The 20170-nt window shown below is 59.9% G+C and carries 22 protein-coding genes and 1 pseudogene; 13 read left to right on the top strand and 10 right to left on the bottom strand.

The genetic code is table 11. The annotated features are described in order from the left end of the window. Position 1: 1 nt before the first annotated feature. From J2X71_RS19825 to J2X71_RS19795, 7 genes are all read right to left on the bottom strand, one after another. The gene (locus tag J2X71_RS19825) at positions 2-1267 is read right to left on the bottom strand and encodes a DNA repair exonuclease (RefSeq protein WP_310384153.1); all 1266 of its coding nucleotides are present in this window, start codon (positions 1265-1267) and stop codon (positions 2-4) included. A gap of 171 nt (positions 1268-1438) precedes the next feature. Continuing rightward, positions 1439-2338, bottom strand: coding sequence for a sugar phosphate isomerase/epimerase family protein (locus J2X71_RS19820; RefSeq protein ID WP_310384151.1), 900 nt, complete (start codon positions 2336-2338; stop codon positions 1439-1441). A gap of 77 nt (positions 2339-2415) precedes the next feature. Beyond that, a complete protein-coding gene (locus J2X71_RS19815) occupies positions 2416-3354 on the bottom strand; it encodes an ABC transporter substrate-binding protein (RefSeq protein WP_310384149.1) in 939 nt (312 codons plus the stop codon). A 65-nt stretch (positions 3355-3419) separates the two neighbouring features. Then, complete coding sequence (locus tag J2X71_RS19810) at positions 3420-4403, bottom strand: ABC transporter permease subunit (protein WP_310384147.1); 984 nt, start codon at positions 4401-4403, stop codon at positions 3420-3422. A 31-nt stretch (positions 4404-4434) separates the two neighbouring features. Further along, on the bottom strand, positions 4435-5979 hold the full coding sequence (locus tag J2X71_RS19805) for a sugar ABC transporter ATP-binding protein (RefSeq protein WP_310384145.1): 1545 nt from the start codon (positions 5977-5979) through the stop codon (positions 4435-4437). Next, positions 5976-7382, bottom strand: coding sequence for a carbohydrate kinase (locus tag J2X71_RS19800; RefSeq protein ID WP_310384143.1), 1407 nt, complete (start codon positions 7380-7382; stop codon positions 5976-5978). Before J2X71_RS19800 ends, J2X71_RS19805 begins: the two co-directional genes overlap by 4 nt. After that, positions 7379-8158 (bottom strand): DeoR/GlpR family DNA-binding transcription regulator, encoded by a 780-nt coding sequence (locus J2X71_RS19795; protein WP_310384141.1) that lies wholly within the window; start codon positions 8156-8158, stop codon positions 7379-7381. The genes J2X71_RS19800 and J2X71_RS19795 overlap by 4 nt, the downstream gene beginning before the upstream one ends. Before the next feature lie 143 nt (positions 8159-8301). Here J2X71_RS19795 and J2X71_RS19790 point away from each other — a divergent pair, with 143 nt between their 5' ends. The 5 genes and pseudogenes from J2X71_RS19790 to J2X71_RS19770 all read left to right on the top strand — a co-directional run. Further along, positions 8302-9438, top strand: a complete 1137-nt coding sequence (locus J2X71_RS19790; protein ID WP_310384139.1) for a class II aldolase/adducin family protein — start codon at positions 8302-8304, stop codon at positions 9436-9438. Then, positions 9435-10715, top strand: coding sequence for an FGGY-family carbohydrate kinase (locus tag J2X71_RS19785; protein WP_310384137.1), 1281 nt, complete (start codon positions 9435-9437; stop codon positions 10713-10715). The genes J2X71_RS19790 and J2X71_RS19785 overlap by 4 nt, the downstream gene beginning before the upstream one ends. Next, on the top strand, positions 10708-11547 hold the full coding sequence (locus tag J2X71_RS19780) for a TIGR01459 family HAD-type hydrolase (RefSeq protein ID WP_310384135.1): 840 nt from the start codon (positions 10708-10710) through the stop codon (positions 11545-11547). Before J2X71_RS19785 ends, J2X71_RS19780 begins: the two co-directional genes overlap by 8 nt. A 254-nt stretch (positions 11548-11801) precedes the next feature. Next, on the top strand, positions 11802-12200 hold the full coding sequence (locus J2X71_RS19775; protein WP_310384133.1) for a helix-turn-helix domain-containing protein: 399 nt from the start codon (positions 11802-11804) through the stop codon (positions 12198-12200). A gap of 566 nt (positions 12201-12766) precedes the next feature. Next, positions 12767-13228, top strand: a pseudogene (locus tag J2X71_RS19770) (GlxA family transcriptional regulator); the annotation flags it as partial. Between the two features lie 14 nt (positions 13229-13242). Here the strand turns inward: J2X71_RS19770 and J2X71_RS19765 are convergent. After that, positions 13243-14658: a PLP-dependent aminotransferase family protein gene (locus tag J2X71_RS19765; RefSeq protein WP_310384130.1), complete on the bottom strand. Its 1416-nt coding sequence runs from the start codon at positions 14656-14658 to the stop codon at positions 13243-13245. A 90-nt stretch (positions 14659-14748) separates the two neighbouring features. Between J2X71_RS19765 and J2X71_RS19760 the strand changes: the two genes are divergently transcribed. Genes J2X71_RS19760 through J2X71_RS19750 form a run of 3 tightly spaced genes read left to right on the top strand, consistent with a single transcriptional unit; the run spans position 14749 to position 16325 of the window. Beyond that, positions 14749-15174, top strand: coding sequence for a cupin domain-containing protein (locus tag J2X71_RS19760; protein WP_113322378.1), 426 nt, complete (start codon positions 14749-14751; stop codon positions 15172-15174). Between the two features lie 11 nt (positions 15175-15185). Beyond that, positions 15186-15635: a carboxymuconolactone decarboxylase family protein gene (locus tag J2X71_RS19755; RefSeq protein ID WP_310384128.1), complete on the top strand. Its 450-nt coding sequence runs from the start codon at positions 15186-15188 to the stop codon at positions 15633-15635. A 45-nt stretch (positions 15636-15680) separates the two neighbouring features. Continuing rightward, positions 15681-16325, top strand: coding sequence for an HD domain-containing protein (locus tag J2X71_RS19750; protein ID WP_310384125.1), 645 nt, complete (start codon positions 15681-15683; stop codon positions 16323-16325). A 590-nt stretch (positions 16326-16915) separates the two neighbouring features. Here J2X71_RS19750 and J2X71_RS19745 read toward each other — a convergent pair. Continuing rightward, entirely contained in the window at positions 16916-17344 is a 429-nt protein-coding gene (locus tag J2X71_RS19745) for a BA14K family protein (protein WP_310384122.1), read from the bottom strand. Between the two features lie 33 nt (positions 17345-17377). After that, on the bottom strand, positions 17378-17803 hold the full coding sequence (locus tag J2X71_RS19740; RefSeq protein WP_310384121.1) for an EF-hand domain-containing protein: 426 nt from the start codon (positions 17801-17803) through the stop codon (positions 17378-17380). A gap of 237 nt (positions 17804-18040) precedes the next feature. Between J2X71_RS19740 and J2X71_RS19735 the strand changes: the two genes are divergently transcribed. From J2X71_RS19735 to J2X71_RS19715, 5 genes are read left to right on the top strand one after another with little or no spacing between them, the layout of a single operon-like run. Continuing rightward, a complete protein-coding gene (locus J2X71_RS19735; RefSeq protein WP_310384119.1) occupies positions 18041-18289 on the top strand; it encodes an EF-hand domain-containing protein in 249 nt (82 codons plus the stop codon). A gap of 32 nt (positions 18290-18321) precedes the next feature. Further along, the gene (locus tag J2X71_RS19730) at positions 18322-18708 is read left to right on the top strand and encodes a hypothetical protein (protein ID WP_310384117.1); all 387 of its coding nucleotides are present in this window, start codon (positions 18322-18324) and stop codon (positions 18706-18708) included. Further along, positions 18683-19306: a sigma-70 family RNA polymerase sigma factor gene (locus tag J2X71_RS19725; protein ID WP_310384115.1), complete on the top strand. Its 624-nt coding sequence runs from the start codon at positions 18683-18685 to the stop codon at positions 19304-19306. Before J2X71_RS19730 ends, J2X71_RS19725 begins: the two co-directional genes overlap by 26 nt. Beyond that, complete coding sequence (locus tag J2X71_RS19720; protein ID WP_310384113.1) at positions 19306-19755, top strand: hypothetical protein; 450 nt, start codon at positions 19306-19308, stop codon at positions 19753-19755. Before J2X71_RS19725 ends, J2X71_RS19720 begins: the two co-directional genes overlap by 1 nt. Then, complete coding sequence (locus tag J2X71_RS19715) at positions 19752-20147, top strand: periplasmic heavy metal sensor (protein ID WP_310384111.1); 396 nt, start codon at positions 19752-19754, stop codon at positions 20145-20147. Before J2X71_RS19720 ends, J2X71_RS19715 begins: the two co-directional genes overlap by 4 nt. Positions 20148-20170: the final 23 nt, after the last annotated feature.

The raw sequence follows: 20170 nt of genomic DNA, 5'->3' as shown, positions 1-20170 counted from the left end.
GCTATTCTCCCTCGCCGCCGCGCAGACGCGCCAAGACCTGCGACGCACCGTCCTTGGCAAATTGCGCCAACAAGTTCTCGAAAGACCCCTCGTCCTTGCCGAAGATCTCGCGGAGCTCGGCCGGGAGCTGGGCCCGCAGTTCGTCGGCGATCGAGCGAACCTCGTCGCGATATTGGGTCGAGCTATGGATCTCGCTGTCGATAATCGCTGCAAGTTCGTCGAGCGCGCTCGGCCGTGCATCTTGCTGTTTGGGCGCAACCGACGACGTCACGACCTTCTCGATCCAGACATTCCCGATCGTCGCACCGCGTGTCTCGAGTTCGGTCCGGAGAAGGTCGGCGTCTCGCCGGATGCGCCACGCGAGTTCGGTGGCTCCGGTTATTTCGACGCGGGCAACCAGTTGGTCGGCGGACACCGCTGAAGAAAGGCGTTCCAGTTTGCCTTTCGCCTCCAGAACCACATCTTTCCAATCAGTCGCCCTGGAGATATCGACGACCAGTCTCTCGAACTGGGCGATGGCGGTTTGGCGTTCTTCGACGACGACGGAGCGGTCATCCCTTATCGTGACGAGGGAGACGGACTTGGGGCCGTCCTCGTTTATATCCCTCCCCTGAGGAATACCGGGCATGACGATCGCGGAGGATGAGTCCTCGACCGCCGACCTCTTGTGAATGTGGCCGAGTGCCCAGTACCGAAATCCCGTTTGGCGGAGGTCGGCGACGCTACATGGAGCGTACAAATCGTGTCCCGCAGAGCCGCCGAGACTGGTGTGCATAATGCCGATGTTCACGGTATCCGGAACAGGAACGGCGTATTGTCGAAGGAGGCTCTCGGGCGCTTGCGGTTTCGCGAAACTCAGTCCGTGGATTGCCACGGGGAACCGGCCGGGAGCTCGGTCGATGGCGATGGTTTCCGCCACGGAACCGAACACTTTGACGGAATCCGGCATAATTAGCTCCGCGGTGATTTTGGAGAGCGCATCGTGGTTGCCGCGAATGATGAACGCCCTGATGCCTGCCTCGTGCAAACGCGCAAGCTGCTCAGCTAGGAACCGCGCGGTCTTCATCGATGTCTGGTCGCCATCGTAGAGATCGCCAGCGATGACCAACGCATCTACCCGTTCATCCAGGCATAGATCGATGATGCGGACAAACGACCGTCGGGTCGCCAATCCAATCAGCTCGGAAAGCTCGGCATTGCGCAGGGCCAGCGTCCGCAGCGGGGAGTCGAGATGAATGTCGGCGGTGTGGATGAATCGATAGACCAAAGCAGAACCTCATCTGTTGGTCGATCTTCGTAGCCCTTACAATTTGCCCGCGCCAGCCCTTATTCTCGGTTTGTTCTGGCAATCCCCAAAAAGCTGGGTGCTATGACGGATGCTCGCAAGGGCTCTGCCATTTCGGGCCTTGACCTGCTCCATACCTTTTGTTCGACACCTCTACGCCGATGGCGCGTGAGCATCCTTCACGAGTTCGGCTTTAAGGCGTGCGGTTTCCAAACCGAGTTCGATGAACTGGCGAGCATGTCGGGCCAAAGCAACATTGTCGTCCCAAAGGTTTCGCCAGATCGCCGTCTTCAACGACAAATCTTTGTCAACGATGGCCGTTGAGAAAGATTCGAACGTGACGTAATCGTCCCATCCGATGGCGACCAGAGCGTCGAAGATGGCGGCAAAATCGATGTTGCCCGTTCCGAGATAACCACGATGGCTTTCGCCGATGTGGACATAGCCGATCTTGTGGGCGGCATTGCGTATTGCCAGTCCGACGTCAGCTTCCTCGATATTCATGTGGAAGGTGTCGAGATGCAGGAAGACGTTCGAGGCACCTGTGTCCTTGATGTACGCTAGGCCTTGGGCTGCCGTATTGAGCATGTTGCTCTCGAAGCGGTTGACGATTTCGAGATTGAGGGTGACGCCGGCTGCCTTCGCACGATCGGCGACCCGCGACAGCGTGGTAACACTCGTTTCCCATCCCTTGCGGGACAACGCATGCTCCTGCTTTCCATGCGAGGAACTCAGGATACCGGCGAGCTTTGTGCCACCTAGATCGCGAACCAACGCAACGGCTCTGTCGAGTATGGCCTCACCGTTGGCGATCACCGACGGATCATCACTGGAGATGTCACCATCGGTCGGAAGACCCATGCTCACCGCGACGTCGAGGCCCAGTTCCCTGATGCGGGACGCGAGCCATTTCACGTCGACCAGCTTTGGATCGAGATAGGAAAACTCCACCAGCTTAAAGCCAAGTTCATGCGATCTGGTAAGTGTACGCTCAAGCTCATCGCGAGACGAGCCAGCACTCCAGACGAACGAGTGGACGCCGATTTTGGACATGACACTAATATCCTGAATTTCATTGAAGCGAAGGCTCGCCAGGCCCGAAGGCGCCGGCGAGCTCCTGGGAGGAAACGTTAGCGGGCTGCGGTCCAGCCCTTGTAATCCTTGACGTTGTCAGCAGTGATCAGCTTCGGGTCGAGCAGGACGGTGTTCTCCGCCGGCTTCTTGCCGTTCAGAACATCGACAGCCATCTTGAGGGCGTCGCCGGCCATGACGTACGGGTCCTGGGAAGCCGAGGCCTTGATCATGGAATTGCCGCTTGCAAGCGACTTTTCGATATCTGGGGCACCGTCAACGGCAGTGATGAAGAACTCGTTGCGGTTCAGCTGCTTGGCGGCAAGCTCGGCACCGATGCCCGTCGGGTCATTGATGGCGAAGACGGCGTCGATCTTGTCGAAGCGCGTCAGCAGGCCCTGCATGACTGCGAGGCCGCCATCACGCGAGCCCTGACCGTTCTGGTCGTCCGACAGGATCTTGATGTCCGGGCTCTTCGCGAGCACGTTCTTGCAACCCTGCACGCGGTCGAGGATCGAGGACGATGCCGGGCCGTTGATGATGACGACGTCGCCCTTGCCCTTGAGCTGATCGACGATGTACTGGCACGCCTCTTCACCTGCCTTGATGTTGTTCGTCATGACCGTGACGTCAGCGCCCGGAGCCGAAACGTCGAAGGCGGCAACGATAACACCTGCAGCCTGGGCCTTCTTGACGGCCGGAGCAATCGCCTTGGCGTCGACGGCGTTCAGCATGATGATGTCAACGCCTGCGGCGATGAAGCTGTCGATCTGCGAAACTTGCTTGTTGAGGTCGTAGTCTGCCGAAACCGAGGTGACCTGTACGTTCGGATTGATTTCCTTGGCGCGATCCTCGATGCCCTTGATGGTCGCAACGAAGAACGGATTGCCAAGCAGACCGACGGAAATGCCGATCTTCTCCAGGTCTTTGGCGGCTGCCGGCATTGCGATGGCTGCGGCCAGAGTGGTCGCTGCGAGCAGTTTCGAAATCATGCGCATATTTTCCTCCTTATGGCGCTTCCTGCGCCCCGTTATCCGGCAACCCCGGTTCCTCCAGTCGCACGTCAGGTGCGGCTAAGTCCTTTGAGCCTGTAGCGGTCGAGCGCTACGGCCACGATGATGACAAGTCCCTTGATGATGTACTGCCAAATGTCGGAAACGCCGACGAGGATGAGGCCGTTGGACAGCACCGCGATGATGAGTGCGCCGATCAGCGTACCCCAGATCGAACCGACACCGCCGACGAAGCTGGTTCCGCCGAGAATGACGGCTGCGATCGCGTCGAGCTCGTAGGATTGACCAAGTTGCAGGCCGTTCGCAGCATACAGGCGGGCTGCGGACATCACGCCGCCAAGCCCCGAGAGCAGACCCGACATCGAGTAGACGAAGAGCAGCACCAGCGGGACCTTGATCCCGGTGAGGCGCGCTGCCTCGACGTTTCCGCCGACAGCGTAGATCCACGTGCCCAATACCGTGCGCTTCAGGATGAACCACGAGATCAGGATGGTCGCCAGAGCGATGATCGCCAGCCATGGCACGCCGAAGAAACTGCCATTGCCGATGAAGTCGAACGGCAAGTCGGGATTGAAAACCGTCGTGTCGCCGCCGAGAAGTCGGGCGATGCCGCGCATAGCGGTCAGCGAGCCGAGCGTGACGATGAAGGGCGGAAGCTTCAGCGCCGAAATGATCGTGCCGTTGACGACACCACAGGCAAGTCCCACGCCGATCGCAGCAGGAATACCCAGCATGCCGACGTCCGGCCAGAGAGACACGATCACGCCAACCATGGCCGAGGCCGCAAGGATAGAACCTACCGACAGGTCAATGCCGCCCGTCAGGATCACGAAGGTCATCCCGGCAGCCAAAACAGTATTGATCGATGCCTGTTGCATCACGATCGACAGGTTGTTGACGCTTAGAAAGCGGCCGCTCAACAGATGAAAGCCGATAGCCAGGATGACGAGCACTGGCAACATACCGAGCGCGGTAAGCGTCGATCTGAATCTTGCCTTGCCTGCGTTCAGCTGGTCGGTTGATGTCGAGGTCATATCTTTATCCCGTCGTCTTTGTTGTCCGGCTTCAGGCGACTTTCGATGCCGATCCGGTGGAAAACGCCATGATGGCTTCCTGGCTGATTGGCTGATCGGGCGTCGCCAGAACTTCACCCGCGATGCGGCCTTCGCGCATGACGAGGACGCGATCGGCGATGCCGATGATTTCCGGCAAGTCACTCGAAATCACGACGATCGCGATGCCTGCCTGCGCGAGCTCGTCGATGATCCGGTAAATCTCGGACTTGGCACCCACATCGACACCGCGCGTCGGCTCGTCGAAGATGATGACCTTGGGCTTCGTTTCGAGGAGTCGTGCAATCAGTGCCTTCTGTTGGTTGCCACCCGACAGAGCGCCGACATTGATGCTTGCACTCGACGTGCGAATGGAAAGCGATTTGATCGCGCGGGTGGCACGCTCCCTGGCGGCGGCGAAATTCAAGATGCCACCGGGGCCGGCGTCCCTGCTGATAACGCCGATATTGATGTTTTCGTTGATCGTCATATCGAGGAAGAGGCCAAGGCCCTTCCGGTCCTCTGTGAGATACGCGATCCCTGCATCCATCGCGTCCCGCGGTCCGCTAATGGCCAGTTCCCGGCCCTCCAAAGACACCGTGCCGGCCGTTTTGGGGTCCGCGCCGAAAACGAGGCGCGCTAGTTCCGTCCGACCGGACCCAACCAGGCCCGCGATGCCGAGGACCTCGCCTGCCCTTGCGTCGAACGAGCATCCGAGAACTCGGCGGCCGTCACCAACATCTTTCACTGAAAGAACCGTCTTGGCCGCCTGCACAGGTGCACGGTGTTCCTTTTTGTAGAAAGTGGAGAGATCGCGACCGACCATCATCGAGACCAGTCGTCCGGCGGACAGTTCTTCGCGCTCGAGCGTGCCGACGTAGGCGCTATCGCGCAGAACGCTGACACGGTCTGCGAGCGCGTAGATCTCTTCCATTCTATGGCTGATGTAGATGATCGCTATGCCGCGCGCCTTAAGCCCCGCGATGACCTCGAAAAGGCGTTCCGTCTCCCTGGAGGTCAGCGAAGTCGTCGGCTCGTCCATGACGATGATCCTCGCGTTGGTGGTCAGGGCACGCGCGATCTCCACCATCTGACGTTCGCCCAACGAGAGCGTTGCCACGAACTGTGACGGTCCGAAGTTAATGCCCAGCTGCTTGAGAATTGGCTCGACACGGGCGCGTGCCGCAGCCTTATCGACGACACCATAGCGCGACGGCTCGGCACCCAGGAACATGTTCTGTGCAACCGTCAGGTTCGGCGCGAGCGACAGTTCCTGATAAATGACCGCGATGCCATTTGCCTTGGCCTTGATCGGATCGCCGGACACGATCGGCTTTCCGTCGACGAGGACAGCACCGCCAGGATCCGCAACATAGGCGCCGGAGAGAACCTTCATCAGCGTCGACTTCCCGGCGCCGTTCTCACCCATCAAGGCATGGACTTCGCCGGGATAGACGGTCAGCGAGACGTTGGTAAGAGCCTTGGTGCTTGCGAACGTCTTGCTGATATTGCGCATCTCCAGGATGGGTGCTTGCGTTTCGGTGTTTGCCGCGCTCATGCGTGGAACTCCTTCCTTGGCTGCGTCGCCTCCGGCCCGTCGACCTCAGCTAGTGTTCGCCACGTGTCGCGGTATGCTTCAAGACCAAAGATTTGCGCCGGCGCTACCTGACTGGTCTCATTTGCGAACGGCTCTAGGCCCATCGTGTCGAAAACAAGAGCCGCGGCACCAAAGGCACTGCCTTCGGCCGTCGCGCTGGTGAAGATCGGCTGCGCGGGCCGCAGTTGGGCGAGTATTTCGGCAAACAACCCGGTCTTGACTAGGCCACCGTCTATGACGATCGCGTTATCGGACCGAATGAGATCGAGGGACAGACTGGTCATGAGAACGACGTATAGAAGCGCGGCGGCCGCCCTCTCCTCGCCTTCCACCTCCGGTCCCACGAACCGGCCTTCGAAGCCTTGCATCGGGCCGCCCAGCGCGAACGACGGCAATGCGAACACGCCTTTTGCGATTACCCGAGACAATGCCTCAAGACTCACAGGCTTGTTCCAACCGCCACTGGCGCGATCGTACTCTCTGCCGCCCATGAAACGGATCGTCGGCGCTGGCTTTCCATCGACCGTAACGTTCGCGAGCATATCCCTATCTTCGTCCAGCGCTTCGAGCGGGCATGCCGAATTGAAGATCACGACCCACGTCCCGGTAGACACGAGGGTGAAGTCCTGGAATCCAACCGAACGATAGTAGTAGAGGGCCGAATTGCTGTCGTGAACGCCATTGTGGACATTGACGGAGCGCGCCTCACCCGTTCCGTCTGTGAGGTTCCAATTGCCCAAAACAGCGCCTGCTTTTTCGAAAGCGGGCATCTTCTCACGCCAACCTCGACTATCGACCAGACTGCTGAAATCACCGCGCAGCGGTGCCCAAAGGTGAGAGTGGCAGCCGATGTAAGATACCTCGGACACCTTGCGGCCAGAGAATTTCCACGACCAGAACTGGGGATAGGGAAGAACAGCATCGGCGCGGCTCAGCGCCTCGGGCTTGACGGCCTCCAGCCAAAGCATGTGCCGCCCGTAGTTGAAACCCAGCGGCAGCCTTGGAGAATATGTCTCGGAGAAAGCCGGGATCGACATGTCGATGCGATCCCCCAGCGACGGAGGAGGTTCCTGTTCATAGTCGAGGATCGGATGCACCAGGTGATCCTCCTCAACGAGCGCAAATGTGCAGCCATGACCGGAAAAGATGACGTGTCCGACCGAGTGCACTTCAATCGCACGCGTCAGCGCGGTCTTCATCCAGCCGAACAGAGCGGCGTCGTCGAGCACGCGAAAACCTTCGTACTCGCCCCATGACGGCTTCGTTCGCGTCTCCGAAAGTACCGAGCCATCCGCTCCGAACACGAAGAGTTTCGAGTTGGTCTTGCCGAGATCGAAGACCGCGATCGCGTTTGGTGGCATCATGACTGACCTCCGACCGTCGCGATCATTATCGTAACCCCCGCATCCTCGAGCATCTTTGCTCCGACGTCCGACAGTCCGTCGTCGATGACGATCGTGCCGATACGGGAAAGCGGGAGAACGACATTGCGCGGTTGAATCGAGAGTTTGCGGCTATCTGCCAGAAGCACGATTTCGTCCGCACAACCGCTCAATTCCCCAATCGCCTTCGTTAACAACGGGTGCGATTCCAGAAGTCCCTCGCTGCTGATACCCTGAGTGCCAAGGAAGAACCGCGAGGCGAAGAAGTCGGGCGCGCCGGCGGACGCATCGTGGATAATTCCGGGCTCTCGATACAGCACCCCGCCCGCCAAGGTCAGATGGCAAGTCCCGTGCTCGCCGACATATGCGGCCAAAGGCATGGAGTTCGTGTAGAGGCGGACGTTGCGGCGAGCCAATTGCAGACCGAGTTGATAGCAGGTCGATCCCGCATGGACGATTATCGAGTCCCCGTCTCGCACCAGACCCGCGGCCATCTCAGCGATCGCACGCTTTGCATCAACAGCAATGTCGCGGTTTTCGTCATATGGCCGAGCAGAAAGGCGCGCCACGGTCGATGACTCGTTAGCGGATATCCCACCGTAGACCTTTCGAGCAATTCCGATGTCGTGAAGCTTATCGATATCTCTTCGGATTGTCGCAGGGGAAACGCCAAGCCGCTTCTGCAGGTCACGCACGGACGCGAAGGGCCGCTCGCGAAGCATTTCTGCGATCAGGCGATGGCGATCGGAATCGTTCAAGACAGTCCTCCACTGACGCTTCTCCCTGAGCGCTTATGACGAACTATAATCACATCATGTATAGGATCGCAACACGAGAGACGCAAAATCTTCATCGTTGACGATCTGCAATCACATTTATAGGATCGAGCAAAAGTTCGCTCATGAGCCAGCCGAACCGGAAGGCGAGTATCAACGCAGCAGGAGGGAAAGATGATATGACCCGACCGGACCCCAGGAACACGGAACTATTCAAGAGTTTTCTCGGGCTTTCCAGCCAGATTGGCAGCGACATCCTCAAGACGCAGGGCGCGGGCGGCAATACGTCGATCAAGAGCGACGGCGTGATGTGGGTGAAGGCATCGGGCACGTGGCTTTCCAAGGCGGATATTGAAGACATCATGGTCCCAGTTGTCGTCGATCCGCTGGTTGCAGCGCTTCGCAATGGCGACGTACGGGCCGAGAAGTCCACCGATTTCGTTGTTTCCGAACTGAATTCCAGCGGCCTTCGGCCATCGATCGAAACCAGTTTTCACGCGGCACTCAAAAGTCCGGTGGTCGCGCACTATCATTGCGTGAACGCAATTGCTCTGGCCGTTCTTGAAGACCGCGAGGCTATGCTGGCTGAATGCATGAGTGCCGTCTCCGATCTCAGATGGGTCACGGTTCCATACAGGCGTCCAGGAACTCCACTCGCCAGGGAGATCGAGAAAGCAGCCGCATCGATGCCGGACGTCCTCATCCTGTTCAATCACGGGATCATCGTTTGCGGTGACACGGTTGAGGAAGTCGCCGGTCGTATCCAGCGTGTCTCGAAGGCCCTTTCACGCCAAACCCGTAACAGCGGTCTGGCCGACGTCGATGCGCTGGAACGGATTGCGAAGAATTCCGGCTATCATCTGGCGCGCGACAGTGAAAGCCACGCCGTCGCGCTTTCGAATGTCAATCGAGGAATTGCACTTGGCGGCTCGCTTTATCCGGACCACGTCATTTTCCTTGGAACGGAGATAGGCGTGCTTTCAGAGGGGCAAAGCGCGGCCGACCTCGAGGCCGCATCTCACCGCGAAGGTCGTGAAGCTCCGAAAATGCTGATCGTCCCGGACAAGGGAGTACTCTTGTCCAGCACCCTCACTGCAGGTGGCGAGGTTATGGCCCGTTGCCTCTCGGAGGTGGTGGGCCGCATCCCTGAAGAGGCGTCGGTAGTGTATCTTTCGAAAGACGACGAATATGAATTGACGCACTGGGAAGCAGAGCAATATCGACAAGCGCTCGACCGAGGCTCCGAAAGGCGGAACGCGTGAGCGCCAAAAATAGCCAACCAGTTGCACTCGGAATCGATATCGGCACGTCCGGCGCTCGGGCCTCGGCTATCGACCGTGCGGGAAATCCGGTCGGCTTCGCCACGGCACCGTTCGTGTCGCCGGACGAGATGCGGCAACCCGCCTGCTGGTGGGACAGGGTCAAGGAGGCGATAGAGCGTCTCGCCGAAGCAACCGACTTCAGCTCGATTGAAGGCGTTGCTGTTGATGGCACGTCCGGGACGGTTCTATCGCTCGATCGTGCCAACGAGCCGACAGGTCAGGTCCTCATGTACAATGATCCCTGCCCTGATGCTGCAATCATCGAAAGCATAGCAAGTGAGGCTCCGGCGACCAGCACGGCAGTCGGCGCGAATTCGGGCCTTGCCCGAGCCATCTATTTGTCGCGCCAGGACCGTGCTCATGCCATCGTACATCAGGCCGACTGGATCCTGATGAAATTGGGTTGCCCAGGGCGGGTCAGTGACGAAAACAACGCACTCAAGACCGGTTTCGATCTGGGAACGGAACGCTGGCCGGATTGGATCGAAGCCGCGGGAATGGACGTATCCAAGCTGCCCATGGTCTATCGTGCGGGCCAAAAGGTCGCTCCGGTCGAGGGATACCTGCTGGAACTGGGTCTGGCCAAATCCGCTTGGTTCCATGCGGGAACGACCGACGGCTGCGCTTCGTTTCTTGCTACGGGAGCATCGGCCATTGGCGACGCGGTAACCGCCCTCGGATCCACGATTGTGCTCAAGCTTGCATCGGACGCTCCGATCAGCGCGCCCGAATATGGCATATACTCGCACCGTGTCGGGCGGTTTTGGCTTGGTGGTGGTGCTTCCAACAGCGGTGGAAACGTCGTGCGCGCCCTACTCGGCGATGACCGTCTGGACGAACTCACCCGAAAAATCGACCCGGACCGCAAACTGGATCTGAATTACTATCCGCTTCTGCGACCCGGCGAGCGTTTTCCGATCAACGATCCTCATTACCCGCCCCGGCTCACGCCGCGTCCCGCCGAGGATCACGCATACTTTCAGGCAATCCTTGAAGGCATGACCGAGATCGAGAGGTTGGGTTATCAGCGGTTAAGCGAGTTGGGAGCGCCAGCAGTGACAAGCCTTCGAACGGTTGGGGGCGGAGCGCGAAATCCCGTTTGGACCGCCATGAGGGCGCAGGCTATGGGGGTGGACACTTTGGCTGCGAAATCGGTCGAGGCAGCCGTCGGTACAGCTGCGCTGGTGCTTTCCCGATTGGATGGCGGAAATGCCTGAACTAACGCCGATCACTCTACCTCAACTCGCGCCGGCATATGACGTTTTCTTCGTCGACCAGTTCGGGGTACTGAGGGACGACGCCGGTCCCTATGAGGGTGCAATCGCTGCCCTGTCCAAGCTCGCATCGGCGGGCCGGAAGGTCGTTATCCTATCCAATTCAGGCAGAAGCGGTGAGTACAATTCCGAGCGGCTCGTTAGCCTCGGTTTTGCTTCAGGAAGCTTCGATTTCTTTGTCACATCGGGAGACGTGGCATTCGATATCCTCTCTCGACCTGAAAAGGCCATACCGAAAAAGGCTCGATGCTTGACGATATCCAGCGGTGGAGACACCAATCTCGCCGATCGGCTTGGGCTCATCTCCATACAAGACGCCTCCGACGCCGAAATTGTCATCATCTCCGGCAGCGAAGCCGAACGAATACCGATGGATGACTACCGCGAAATGCTGCGTCCGGCGGCCGAGAACGGAATCCCCTGTTACTGTACCAATCCCGACATCCATAAATTGAGCAACGGCTCCATCGCGCCGGGCGCAGGCACCATCGCCAAGCTCTACGAGGGGATGGGCGGTCACGTCACCTGGCTTGGAAAACCGTATCCCGAAATCTACGAACACGCATTGAAGCTCGTTGGTGTCACCGACCGTCGTCGCGTAGTCTGCATTGGCGATAGCATCGATCACGATATTCTGGGCGCGAAGTCGGCTGGATTGGATTCCGTGCTGGTGCGTACCGGTATTCTTGCTGACGTCAGCGATGAGCAGATAGAAAAACTCTGCGAAAATGCGCGTGCCTACCCCAGGAATATCCTCCAGCATTTTGCATTTTAGTCCCGGACTTTGGCGCTGGATTTGCGGTCTTGGAAGGGTTGGCGTAGTCCCGAAGGCCGCCGCCAGTCTCGCTAGCAATTGCTCCGCCGGGCGTTAACGCGGAGGGGTTGCGTTTCGGCGCAACGAGCGCCGAAACCAATCGTGGCTATACGCGAGGAAGCTTAGAGGGGCAGTTTTCAGTGAAACCGTTGCCGACATTTAGAAGGCGTAGCAAGCGATACCGGGCGCGGACGAACATTTGAACGGAGAACAAGATGGCGCGAAAAGCACGAGACCCGATCGATGCGGTCGTTGGCGGAAATCTGGCACGTATCCGGAAGACGAAGGGATTAAGCCAATCCGCCATCGCCGAGGCTTTGGGGATTTCGTTTCAGCAGGTGCAAAAGTACGAGAAGGGTTCAAATCGCGTCAGTGCCGGCGTTCTCTACCATCTGTCGCAAGCTCTCAGCGTTTCCATGGACGACTTCTTTAAAGGTGCCGAAACCGTCGAGCGGGATACGATCTCCCTACAGGCGACAGGTCGCGTGTACGTCTCCGGCGACCTTGACCGGGTGAAGAATGCTGGCGTCAGGAAAGCCCATGCGAGCCTTATCAAATGCGTTTCGACAGAAGTGGACGACGATTCACATTGGTCTGCGTCCGGTTCTCAGTGAGCCCGTCGCCTCTGGTACAGCAAGGCTCGTGCTATGAAACCTCCTCGGCACTATGGCGCGAAAGGCACGAGATGTCCCACTAGAGATCTGTTCCCAATTCTTTGGTTAGCACCGGATTATCCCCTGCGGCATCAATGACGGTCCATCCGAGCGCCCGATAAAACCAACAGCATCTCTCGCAGCGTTCACGACCAGTTTCTCGACGCTATGAGATGATGCGAGCGCTTCGAGATGGACCATGAGCGTACGGCCATCCTTTTCGTTGGAAATCCTGCCTGATTCCGACCGTTCGAACACACGCTTCCCTGTCGGCCATCAGATCGAGACGAGCCGCACCGACAGCCCTGCTGCCAAGCATAAGCAGAAACGGGATATGCCCTGGCATACGGTCATCCGGATGGTTTGCGTCCTATCCAGTCAGGCCACGAGCCTCGAACAAGATAGTTCGGCGGATGTCGTGATAGCTCGCCATTGTTCATCCGTGATCACATTGACGACCTCGACGGTTATCCTTGCGTGCCATACAACGACGTGTGTTCGCGTGTGGTGGTCGCGACCTTGAGCTTATCGATCTCGCGCTGGCTCTGGTCAGGGAGACACACGGAAACGACGTGGCGCTAGCTGTCGCGAAGCGGCTGGTCGTGGTCGCACGGCGCCAGGGCGGCCAGTCGCAGTTCAGCCCGTTCCTCATCGCCCCCGCGGATCCGACGTCGCAGATCGCCAGGATCCAGCAGCACGTGATGGACCACCTGCGTGAACGGCACACGCTTGAATCTCTGGGGAAGCTTGTCGGAATGAGCACACGCAGCCGACACTTCGTGCAGGCCACAGACCGCACCCCGCACGAGTTCGTGGAGCGGTCAAGAGTAGACGCCGCGAGGAACCTGCTTGAGGGTAGCGATCTTCAGCTGAAGACGGTCGCCTACGACTGCGGATTTGGCACGGCCGACAGGATGCGGGCCGTCTTCACGCAGCGGCTCACCGTCACTCCAGCCCAGTATCGCGCAAGCTTCCGGAAGACGCGGTGATTGTGCGGCCACACCTAGAGCCGCGACCGTTCGGCCAGTTCCAGAAGCCGGCCGCAAGCCTCGCGGAGATTTCTCTGGGGAGCATTCGCGACGCCCAGAAGCAGCCCCGACTGTGCGTTTCCTGGCGACACGAACCACGGCGAAAGCGGCGCCGGAAACAGACCGAATGGGAGAGCCTTGCTTACCACGGCGACGTCCGAAATGTCGTTCTGCAGCCTGAGCAGGACCGCGAGACCCGGTGTCGAAACATCAACGACGCAGTCGGAGCTCGGAAGGGCAGCAAGCACGGCCTGCTGTCGCGAGGCATAGAGACGCTTCATGCGGCGTAAGTGCCTTAGATAGTGGCCCTCCCTGATGAACTCCGCGACAGCCATCTGCACTGCGGGACCTGGCGCTGGCATGAGGCAGGCGGCCATCTCCGCGAACAACGGCACCAGCGCAGGGGGCGCGATGACGAAGCCGAGCCGGAGCGCCGGGCTGATGGTCTTGCTGAAGGAGCCGATGTGGATGACACGTCCTATTCGATCCAGCGAGGCAAGAGCGGGGGCGGCTCTACCCGTCAGCTGCAGTTCACTCAGGTAGTCGTCTTCCACAACCCATGCATCATTCGCCGCTGCCCAGTCGAGCAGAAGCAGACGTCGTTCGAGGGACAGGGTGTGGCCCAGGGGTGCCTGCTGCCCCGGTGTGACCACCGCGAGCCTCGCGCCGGGGCATGAGCGCATGCCGTGTTCGACGTCGATTCCCTTCGTATCGACCGGGACCGGCGTGACCGAGAGACCGGCAAGTTCGACCCCTCGTCTAGACCAGGGGAAACTTGGCTCTTCCAGCCAGGCGGCGTGCCCGGCCAGCTTCAGGGCGCCGAGTGCAAGCCCCAGACCTGCAGCATATCCGTTGGTCACTATCACCTGGTCCGGCGAACAGTTCATGCCACGGGCTATGGCCAGAAAGGAGGCGATCTCGCGTCTCAGCTCTAGCTCCCCACGCGGATCCGGGTAGAGCAGCGGCGCCCTCGCTCCGCTACGCACCGCCTGGCCGTGCAGACGGGCGAACAATGTTGCCGGGAAGACATCCGTGGCAGGCACGCCCATCTGAAAGAACGCAGGTCCCTGCGTCATTTCCAGATACATTTGCATGAACGCACCGGGATCTACCCGCGTCTGCATATCCGCAACGGCACCCGGCCGCTGCGCCACGCGGGTGCCCGCCGCCCTTGAAGCCTCGATCAGCTGCGCGGCAGCAAGCTTGTCATAGGCGGCCCGGACGGTTCCGCGCGCGACCCCAAGCTCGGCCGAAAGGTCCTGCCAGGAAGGCAGACGCGCTCCCTGTTCCAATACGCCGTCCTCGATCGCCTTCCTGATTCCGGAGTGGATCTGTTCCGAGAGCGATGTCCGTGCGGAGCGGTCGATGGAAAGGCTAAGTTTGGTTCCCATGGGTTCATGGTACACTGTTTCTGCATGTTCTTGGTTCTTTTCTTTGTGCCACGGCAGCGGCATCTTCAGGCCATCGAAAGGAGCACGTCCATGAAGATGAAAAACCTGTTGCCCGCCGCCTTCGCGGCACTGTCCTGCATCATGGCGTCGCAAGCATTGGCGCATGATCCGCGGTCCGAAACGGTCACTCCCAGATTCCGGGAGGCTATCCCGAACGTACCGGGCAAGTCGCTTGTCGCCGTCGAAGTCGACTACGAGCCTGGTGCGGCCTCCCAGCCGCATACCCATGCCAACTCAGCCTTCATCTACGCTTACGTCCTTTCTGGCGAGGTCGAGTCGAAGGTCAACGACGGCCCGGCTCGCATCTACAAGGCCGGAGAAGGCTGGTCGGAGCCGCCTGGCGCAATTCATTCCATTAGCCGCAATGCGAGCTCGACGGAGCCAGCCAGGCTGCTTGCCGTCTTCGTCACCGATACCACTGAAACGAAGCTCACTTTCCCCGTGAAGCAGAAGTAAGGAGAACCGACATGACACAGAGGCTTGATTACAACCAGGTGGCCCCGAACGGAGCGAAGGCTCTTGGAGGCGTATATGGATACATCACCCAGAGCGGCCTGTCGGGAGAACTTGTCGACCTCGTCTATCTGCGCGTATCGCAGATCAACAACTGCGCCTACTGCCTTGACATGCACACCCGCGAGCTGGTCAAGCGGGGCGTCAGGGCCGAGAAGCTGGCCCTCCTTCAGGCCTGGGAAGAAGGCGGCAACCTCTTTTCCGAGACGGAGCGTGCAGCTCTCGCATGGGCGGAGAGCGTTACCCTCGTGGCGCAGACGGGCGTGCCGGACAGCGCCTATCAGGCGGCGCGGAAGGTTTTCGACGAGAAGCAGCTCGTCGACCTCACCATCGCGATCAGCCTGATGAACAGCTATAATCGCATGGCCATCAGCTTCCGCAACACGCCGCAGGCAGTGCGGTAAGCCGGCCGAAAGTCGGTCCCAATCAACCGATGAATGGAGCGTGCCATGATCCCGCTGGAGATAGCCGGCATACGCATTCCTGACAGCAAGCTCGCAGGGGATGTCACCCAGCTTATACGCGACACGGAGAGCGAGCTGCTCTTTCACCACTCGTGTCGCGTCTACTTCTGGGGAGCCATGAGCGGGAAAAGCAAACGGCTCGTCTACGATCCCGAGCTGCTCTACGTCGCCTCCATGTTTCATGATCTCGGACTAACGGCGCAGTTTGCAGACAGCCGCCTTCGCTTCGAAGTGAATGGGGCAAATGCCGCGCGCGACTTCCTGCACGCGCGTGGCATCTCAGAGGGCGACATCGAAACGGTGTGGAACGCGGTCGCCTTGCATACGACGCCCGGAATTCCAGAGTTCATGCGTCCCGAAATTGCGCTGCTCCAGGCCGGAGCCGGGATGGACGTCGCCGGGCGAGGATTCGAACATTACACAGAGGCGCAGCGTAATGCTGTCGTCGCGGCGTTTCCTCGCGAAGCCGACTTCAAAGACGGGATCGTCGACGCGTTCTACCAGGGCATGAAGCATAGGCCGGAGACCACCTTTGGAACCTTCAATGATGACTTTCTGGCCGCGAAGGATCCGCAGTTCAAGCGGGTGAATATGTGCTCGGTTATCTGCCATTCGCACTGGGAACACTGAAACCTTCCTGAAGCGTGAGCAGAAGCGTCAGGACACACCAACAGGCCTTCCGTGGCAGCTGCATCCCGCGAAATCTCGGCGGGAGGCAGACGTCGGGAGGATCTCGTCACAGCGTTCGACCGGCGCTCCGGAGGACGGCCAGACAGCAACCTTCTCACTCACCGCATGAGCCATCTGCAGCGACCACCCAACCGGCGCACAGGTCAGGTGTGTCCTTGGACACGGTTCGGCAATAGCGTGACATTCTACGATGACAGGTACAGACATGACTGAACGAAATTTCCTGGTGACAGGTGCAAGCAAGGGCATCGGTCGCGCACTTTCAAATCGCCTCGCCGCCGCAAGCCACCATGTGGCCGGCATCGCCCGCGGAAAGGATCCTGACTTCCCTGGTACTTTGGTCTCAGTTGATCTCAATGATACACAGGCCTCAGAAGTGCATTCAGGGAACTAGCGCAGCTCTACTCCTTCGACGGCGTTATCAGCAATGACGACGGGGACCCCGCTCCGATAATCAGTCCCTTCAGAAGGAAGTCGAAGACCGGTTCAGGCTGTCCCTGGACCGTGATGACCACTGACGGCATCCGGTGTCAATCATAAGGAGATAGGCAGGTTCTACGAGGTCCCACATAGGACTGGTAGCTGTTGTCCCATTCGCGATAGGATACATAATGGTCATAGCACCATTGCGCATGCGCTGCGGCGAGACGCCCGCGCTTGGACGGAGGCGGACTTGTTGCGATCGCTCCCGCCGCTACGCCGGCGGCGAAGGCGGTCGCCGGAAACCAGTAGCCGTTATAGTAGCGATAGCCCGGCCGAAAGCCGAAGACGCCTCTGTATCCGTTGTAGTAGTAGAAGCCGCCCGCCGCATAGAAACCGCGGCGGAAGTAAACCGCCGTCACATTGTCCGTGCTGATCAAGGCATCGGAGATCGGCTGCATCGGGATCGCCTCGGCCGGCTGTATCGTGGTCGCGAGCGTCAGCAGGCCCGATCCGATCGTCGTTGAAATTTTCATCATGGTCTTGGTCCTGCCAAATACGAAATGCGCGTGTTACCGGCGCAGCGACCGCAATTCCCTGAGCGACAGCGCCCGGTCGCCATCAATATCCGCCTTGACCAGACGCTCGGGAATGAAGTTGGCGAACTCATCGCGCGAAATCTTGCCATCGCCATTCCTGTCCATTATGGCCTTGCGCTGCTGCAGGTCGGCGAGCTGCGCACCGGCGCTGCCACCCGTTGCGGATTTTGCACGGTCGACCGCCGCCTGGATCTCCTGCGGATCGAGAACACCGTTACGATTGGCATCCAACCGATCGAACAGTTTCGCTCTGCCCGCTTCGATCTCGCTGAATGCGAGCTTCCTGTCGCCGTTCGTGTCCAGCTCGCGAAACATGTCCCCCGCGCGCTCCCGCTCGGAGGCCATAGCGCTGCAGCTCCCAAGCAGCACTGATCCGAGGATTGCGATCGTTCTTTTCATTCTCGTCTCCATTCCAAAGACAGATGGCCCACCGCGGGCCGTCCTTCTGCAGGCGTCTACGCAGCGACGGCCCGGCTCCTACGCGGGGTGTCAAACTTTGACCGACATCGAAGTCGACCGCGCCGAACCCACGGGCGAGACTATTTTCGATGACGGCGTAGGAGGATGGACGGGATGACGTATCGGCATACGAGGTCGCCAACAGTGCGGCCGAACCGATACGAAAGGATCGTTATCATGAATACTTCGACCATCGTCGCGGCGCTGCTCATGGCGCTTGCCTCGTTCTCCATTGCGCATGCGCAGGACGCGACCAGCGACCGCGTCTTCCGCAAGGCCGACACAAACGGCGACGGCAAGGTCTCGGCTGACGAGTTCCGCGCCGATACATCCCTCTTCGATCTCACCGACCGCAACGTCGACGGCAAGATCTCTCCCGCCGAGGCCGCCTTCATCCGCAACCTCTTTGGGAATCCTCACGGCTGAACCCACGGACCTCAAACGAAGGAATTCAAGAAATGCTGACCTCTTTCAAATTCTCCTTGCTCTCGCTCGCCACGCTTGTCGCCATTTCGGCGGCCGGTCCAGTCGCTGCCGAGGAATGGACGAGGACAACCCCGCGCGGCGGCCAGATCAGCCGGAGCGTGACCAATGACGGCGACGGCGTCTATTCGGGAACGACCACGCGGACCGGCGCCAAGGGCGGCAGCTATACCTCCAGCTCCAGCTGCGGGGCAGGCGTTGTGACACGCTGCTCGAGGAGCTATTCCGGCGTAACCGCAAACGGTAAGACCTTCTCTGGCGAACGGCTGTCGGCGCACGGACCTTACAACACGCGCTCGGTCGGCAGCTTTACCGGCCCGGGTGGCAATCGTTACGTTGGGTTTCGCCGCTTTCGCCGCTGACACTAAGAGCCGTATCGTCGTGGAAAAACCGAGGCAGCGCGAAGATGACGATCTGCTGGGCCGTATTGCGGCTGGCAGTCAGGGCGCGCTTGCCCAGTTGATTGCTCGTCACGGCCGCGGCCTGCGGATTTTTGCCGCGCGCTATCTCGGCAATGCGAGCGATGCGGAGGACGTGGTGCAGGACGTGTTCGTAACCGTGTGGAAAAACGCCGGCCGCTTCGATCCGCAGAAGGCGCGCGTCTCGACCTGGCTTTACAAGATCACGGCCAATCGGTGCATCGACCAGCGCCGCCGGCGATTCCTGCGCAATTTCATCGGCCTCGACGATCTCGACTGCGACCCGGCATCGGAAGCGCCCGACGCCGAGGCGCGGGTTTCGGACCGGCAGGAACTGTCGATCGTGCGCGGCGGCATCGCCGCCCTCCCCCAGCGCCAGCGCATGGCGCTGCTGCTGAAGGTGGTGGCGGACCTTGACGTCCCCGCCATTGCCGAGGTCATGGGGACCAGTACCGGCTCGGTGGAACAGTTGCTCGTGCGCGCACGACGCGGGCTGCGGAATCATGTGGCGGCTCATGAGGGCCGCGAAAGGAACGTGTGATGACAGAGGACGAATTCGCGCAGCTGACACGTCGCTTCGGCAAGGACGTCACGGCGTGGCCGGCGCCCTATCGGCAGCAGGCATTGCTTTTGTCCGCGGGGAGGCAAGACTCGTTGTCCGATCGGGACGAGGCGCTGGATCGCCTGGTTCTGGAAGCGGCATTGGACGATACCGACGAACAGCGCCTGGCCAGCCAGGTGCTGGCGCGCATCGACGCCGACCGGGGCCGGACGTTCGGCACGCGCCTTTCGTCCTTTCTGCTTCGGCCGGCCACGATGACAGCGTGCAGTGCACTGCTGTTCCTGGCACTGGCTGCTGGCGGCTATCAGCTGGCAGCCTCTGAGGGCAATGCCCTCGACGCGAAGCTACTGGCGCTGGCCACGGGTTCACCGGCAAACACCGGGCTTCTTGATCTTTCCCCCGATGACGGCACGGAGAATGCGCTATGACGCGGCGATCGATCTGGACAGTAGTTCTCATCCTGCTTGGCCTTTCGGTCGCGCTCAACGTTTTCCTGATCGGCTATACCGCTCACGGCTTGCGCGAGGGAGTGTCAGCCCGCAGCCTCGTCGAGAACGTCGCCAGCATTTACCCGCCCGACGTCAGGCAGGAATTTCGCAGCGTCATGCGCGAGAACCGACCGCGCACCTTCGCGGCATTGCGCGATCTTCGTCGTGCCCGCACCAGTCTGGCCGCTAAGATCGCCGCTTCACCCTTCGACGAGGTCGCCGTCCAGGCCGCGATGAAGGACGTCCGCGACGCGACCGACAATCTGCAGGCCGTCATCCAGGATTATCTCTTAACGGCGCTGAAACGCAGCAAGAGCAAATCCGCGTCCTGAAGCCCGGCCGGACATGACAGGAA

The organism is Rhizobium sp. 1399 (assembly GCF_031455475.1).
In the GTDB taxonomy this organism is placed as follows: Bacteria; Pseudomonadota; Alphaproteobacteria; order Rhizobiales; family Rhizobiaceae; genus Rhizobium.
Note: the sequence above shows the minus strand (reverse complement) of the source record. Positions and strands in the feature narration are given on the sequence as shown.